The sequence below is a fragment of the Microvirga brassicacearum genome, from assembly GCF_008757455.1.
Taxonomy (GTDB): domain Bacteria; phylum Pseudomonadota; class Alphaproteobacteria; order Rhizobiales; family Beijerinckiaceae; genus Microvirga; species Microvirga brassicacearum.
In genome coordinates, this window is sequence record NZ_VCMV01000025.1 from 1 (window position 1) to 623 (window position 623).

The following is a 623-nucleotide window of genomic DNA, read 5'->3' on the forward strand; positions in this document are numbered from 1 at the left end:
GACGAGGCACGTGATGCTGCCTGAGCATACCGGCCAGTTCGAGGCGCACCGACCCAGGCTGGTGCGTCTCGCCTACCGGATGCTCGGTTCACGAGCGGCCGCCGAAGACATGGTGCAGGAGGCTTGGCTGCGCTGGCAGAACGCAGATCCGACATCCGTCCGCGATCCTGGGGCTTTCCTCTCCAGGATCGTCACCCGCCTCTGTCTGGACGAGATGAAATCGGCTCGAGCGCGACGCGAACTCTATGTTGGGGAATGGCTGCCGGAGCCGCTCTTGGAAGTGACGGAAGAGTCTGTCGATCCGGATGACCTCACCCTCACGCTGATGCTGGCGCTCGAGCGCCTGTCGCCTTTGGAGCGCGCAGCTTTTCTCCTTCACGACGTCTTTGGCTTGCCTCTGGATGAGGTTGCCAGGACCCTTGGCCGGCAAGCGCCTGCGGTCCGGCAGCTCGCCGCCAGGGCACGCAGACACGTGCAGTCCGCCCGTCCTCGCTTTCCGGTTGCGCGCGAGGAGGGCGATCGGCTCGCACATGCTTTCTTCACAGCCACCAACAGCGGTGACCTCGATACCCTCAAGGCGTTGCTGGCGGAGAGTGTCGTGGTTCACTCCGACGGTGGCGGCA

The 623-nt window shown here is 64.7% G+C and carries 1 protein-coding gene; it reads left to right on the plus strand.

Annotated elements, in window-relative coordinates; translation table 11 throughout:
- Positions 1-13 precede the first annotated feature (13 nt).
- Positions 14-623, plus strand: a 610-nt coding sequence (gene sigJ, locus FEZ63_RS15800) for an RNA polymerase sigma factor SigJ (protein WP_150946429.1), incomplete at its 3' end; no start/stop codon positions are given.